This window comes from Streptomyces sp. NPDC047022 (genome assembly GCF_040644155.1).
In the GTDB taxonomy this organism is placed as follows: Bacteria; Actinomycetota; Actinomycetes; order Streptomycetales; family Streptomycetaceae; genus Streptomyces.
Genome location: NZ_JBEYVV010000022.1, coordinates 1 through 3680, shown reverse-complemented (window position 1 = coordinate 3680; position 3680 = coordinate 1). Strand labels below are relative to the sequence as shown.

Below are 3680 nucleotides of genomic sequence, written 5' to 3'. Positions count from 1 at the left end.
CCCGCTGCCACCCGTCCGCCGGGGATGTCGAGGATCAGGACGGAGCGCGATCTGGCCTGGGAGTGAGTGCCATGCGTATTCCCCCGCCGGGTGGGCGCCGGAGCCGTGGAAGGCTCCGGGGGAAGCACGGGGACCTGGTTCCAACGCAGGAACCCCGGAACCGGTGCGGACCAGGCCGCTGTGGTTCCGGGGTTCCAGAAGCGCGCACGGCCCGGGCAGGGCCGATATGGAGCGGACATGACAGCCCGCGAGGTTCAGATGAGGCCCGCGCGGATGGCGTAGGAGACGGCGTGCGCACGGTTGCGCAGCTGCAGGCGCTTCATCAGGCCGGAGAGTATGTACTTCACGGTGCGTTCCGAGTAGCACAGCTTCGCGGCTATCTCGGACAGCTCCTTGCCCTCGGAGACCAGGCGGAGCACGTCCAGCTCGCGCGGGGTGACCCCGGCGGCCGTGAGACCGCGTGGCGCGAGCACTTCCCGGTGCGTCCACTGCACCTGTTCCATCAACGTGCCCTGCAGGGTGGGCGGGAGGCTGCCGCCGCCGCCCGCGACGGCCAGCAGGGCACGGAGGAAGGCGGGGGGAGTGAAGGCGTTCTGCCACAGCACGGCGCGCACTCCCCGGTCGATCGCCGCCGAGACGTCCACGTTCCACTGCTTGCCGACCACGACCAGGAAGCGCGCGTCCGGCTTGTCGCACAGGGCGCTCAACTGGTCCAGCGCGGCGCCGTCGACGGTGTCGAAGGCGGCCACGACGGCGTCGGCCTCGTGGAGCCGCTCCTGTGGGACCTCGAGTAAACGGCGGTCGTGCTGGAGGCAGCTGGTCAGTCCCGCACGGATGACGGCGTCGGGTGAGTGGACCGCAACGCACACTGTTCCGGGGAGTGTTTGCTGGGGCATTCTGCCTCCCATCGGGAAGTTTTCCAGAGGGTTCCGAGGCGTTGATCGTGCCACATGGACTTCCGCTGATCCGCTTCCGATAGCCCTCGATGACTTAACGACAGGGAAACCTGTCGCGAGTGTTCGGACGGCAGCCCGACAGCAGGTACGAACGGGCAACGCTGCCGGTCGGCGCTTGCTCCGGGCCGTGCGACGCAGGATGATTAGGCGCGCGAGATCAGGCTCCTGGCCTCCGTTTCATCTGCACGTGAGCCGTTCCAGGCGCCTCAATCGGTTTCCGTGGGCGGCGGATGACGCTTCGCCTATTGCGTCTTCATGGGAGAAGGAAGCCGGACACCTTCCTTCCAAGACGCCTCGGATGCGTATTAGACGTAGCCGAATCTCCTGCCCATGCGAAAATTTACGTCCCTGGCACGTATGTTGATCCGCCGCGAGTTTCCCTCGGCGGCGGCACAAAGCAATTTCACAGGTACGACGAACCGCGCCACGCCGCGTCGCCAAGGAAAGCATCACGGTGCGGCAGTGCCGCACCGTGCAGCGGCCGTAGCAGTACTCGAAGGCATCGACGAACCGGGCGCACGGCTGGAGGTCGACGGTGCTGGCTCCCCAAGGAGCCAGCACGGTCGGGATGCCGGGCCGACGGCCTCCTCAGGCCCTCGTGGCGAGGGTGGTGTCGAGCCAGTCGTAGATGCGGGCGAGGGACAGGCGCATGGCTCCGGGGTGGCAGTGGGCGCCGGCGCCTTCCTCGGCGGTGAACTCCATCAGGGTCTTGGGGCAGGTGAGGTGGTCGAAGAGCTGCTTCGGCTGGCCCTTGAAGAACTCGTCCTCGGTGGCGTCGCAGACGAGGGTGGGGCACTGGATCTGCTCGGCGATGCCGCCGGCGAGGGTGTAGTCGAGGTAGGAGGCGTTGAAGGCGCGGGGGGTGTCGACGCCCATGACGTACATGCCGTGGTTGATGGCCCAGTGGGCGGTCGCGTCCCTGGCCATGATCTGCTCGAGGGCGGCGTCGAGTTCTGGGGCGGAGTCCGCGCGCAGAAGGCGTTCGGCTTCCTCGCGGTCGCCGGGGAGGTGGCGGACGGATGTCTGGCCGAGGTCGTAGATGCCATCGACGGCTATCAGCGCGGCCAGGCGGTGCTCGAACGCGGCGGCCCTGGGGGCCAGGACGCCGCCCATGCTGGTACCGAGGAGTGCGATGCGGCTGTTGTCGACCTCGGGGAGGGTTTCGGCGAAGTCCACGACGGGGGTGATGACGTTCTCCCAGTCGGGGCGGAAGACCAGGTTCTGGTGGTGGCGCGGTCCGGGCATGCCGGGCCCGTCGAAGGTGAGCACGGTGTAGCCGCGCTCGACGCCGGCCAACGCGCCGAAGAAGTGCATCTCCTCCGCGGTGCCGTCGAAGCCGTTGTGCATGATCAGCGTCGGCCGCGGTGTCCCGGTGTCGTCGGCCCGGTAGAGGTAGCCGGGCAGGGTGGTGTCCTCGTAGGGGATGCGGACCGGCTCGATGACCGGGGTGAACAGCGCCGCCGCGGCCTGGAAGCAGGCCACGCTGCGGTCGTAGGTGTGGTTGTGGCGGGGGTCGCAGGGCCGGCCGTGCAGGAAGAACTCCGCCGAGCGGTAGTAGTTCGACGCCCGCAGGAATCCGTCCCGGGCGCTGACCGTGTGCCCGGCATCCAGCGCCTTCTCGGCCTCTGCGGACACTCGGTCGGCGGTGGCCAGCCACTCGGTGTACCAGCTGTCGTAGTCGCCCTCGGTGATGCGCTCACCGGTGGAGACCACCTCGCCGAAGTCCGCGCCGCCGTAGGCGATGTGACTCATCGAGCGCAGAGTCTCGTACCAGAACTGGGTGTTGTTCGGGAACAGCAGGTTCGTCATCATGACTTCTTTCCGGATAGCTGTGGGGCGGGATGCCGCTGCTGGAGCCTGACGTCGTTGCACGTCAGCGCGGCAGGGGGGTGATCAGCGGGCGCTGACAGTTCGGCCGGTTCGGCGTCAGTGGTCGCTGGTGATCGGTTGGCGTTCGACGCACACGGAGTCCGGTTCCGCTTTCGGGCCCTGATGGCCCTTGATCTCCACGCGTGCGCCGGGCTCGATGGCGTCGTACACGCGCTTCCCGTCTTCGGGCGAGAGTGAGATGGCGCCGGCGTCGAAATCGTTGCCGATGGCGCTGAGACCGGCGTCGGGGTTCAGCGTGAACAACAGCAGCCGCTCGTGGTGACTGCGGTCGGTGAAGGTGACCGCCCGCAGCGCGACGTCCACACGCTGGGTGACCTTCTCGGGAGGCATCCTCAGGGTGGGGTACTTGGCGGTGACCGTGACCGTCGTCTCGCCGATCGGGCAGTTCGGCGACGGCTTGCCGATGCGGAACGTCTTGCCCTCGATGGTCAGCTTGTAGGCGTCCAGGTCGACCGTCACCCGCTGTACGGGCACCGGGGACGGAGCGGGCCGAGGGGAGTGGGACACGTACGTCGCGGGAGGCGTGGCCTTCTTGGCGGGGGAGTCGAGGACGCCGGTCGTGACGACGGTGAGGGCCGCCGCCGCCAGGACGGTCGTGGACAGCGCGGCACGCCGGTTGCGGCGCCGGCGTACCGCCCGGCCCCTGACCTGCGCGCCTGTGGCCGGGGCCGGTGCCGTGCCGTGTGCGGCCAGGTGGTGGAGCCGGGCGGACAGGTCCGTCCCGGTCAGGGGCCCCGGAGGCTGCTGCTCAGGCACAGGCTTCCTCCGTCCGGTGCGGTGCTTCGCTCACGAGGTGAGCGGCGAGTGCGGTGCGGCCCCGTGACAGGCGCGCCT

3 protein-coding genes are annotated in these 3680 nt (G+C 68.8%); all 3 read right to left on the bottom strand.

Annotation, left to right across the window (positions count from 1 at the left end; translation table 11 throughout):
* Positions 1-254: 254 nt before the first annotated feature.
* The 3 genes from ABZ845_RS21775 to ABZ845_RS21765 all read right to left on the bottom strand — a co-directional run bounded on the left by ABZ845_RS21775 (position 255) and on the right by ABZ845_RS21765 (position 3602).
* The gene (locus ABZ845_RS21775) at positions 255-896 is read right to left on the bottom strand and encodes a response regulator transcription factor (protein ID WP_360982112.1); all 642 of its coding nucleotides are present in this window, start codon (positions 894-896) and stop codon (positions 255-257) included.
* A 648-nt stretch (positions 897-1544) separates the two neighbouring features.
* Positions 1545-2768, bottom strand: a complete 1224-nt coding sequence (locus ABZ845_RS21770) for an alpha/beta fold hydrolase (protein ID WP_360982110.1) — start codon at positions 2766-2768, stop codon at positions 1545-1547.
* 114 nt (positions 2769-2882) lie between these two features.
* Positions 2883-3602: a L,D-transpeptidase gene (locus ABZ845_RS21765; protein ID WP_360982108.1), complete on the bottom strand. Its 720-nt coding sequence runs from the start codon at positions 3600-3602 to the stop codon at positions 2883-2885.
* Positions 3603-3680 lie beyond the last annotated feature (78 nt).

Bases quoted from the DNA above. Each gene is read 5' to 3' on its own strand.
- ABZ845_RS21775 (WP_360982112.1), bottom strand. From the start codon at position 896: ATGCCCCAGCAAACACTCCCCGGAACAGTGTGCGTTGCGGTCCACTCA.
- ABZ845_RS21770 (WP_360982110.1), bottom strand. From the start codon at position 2,768: ATGATGACGAACCTGCTGTTCCCGAACAACACCCAGTTCTGGTACGAG.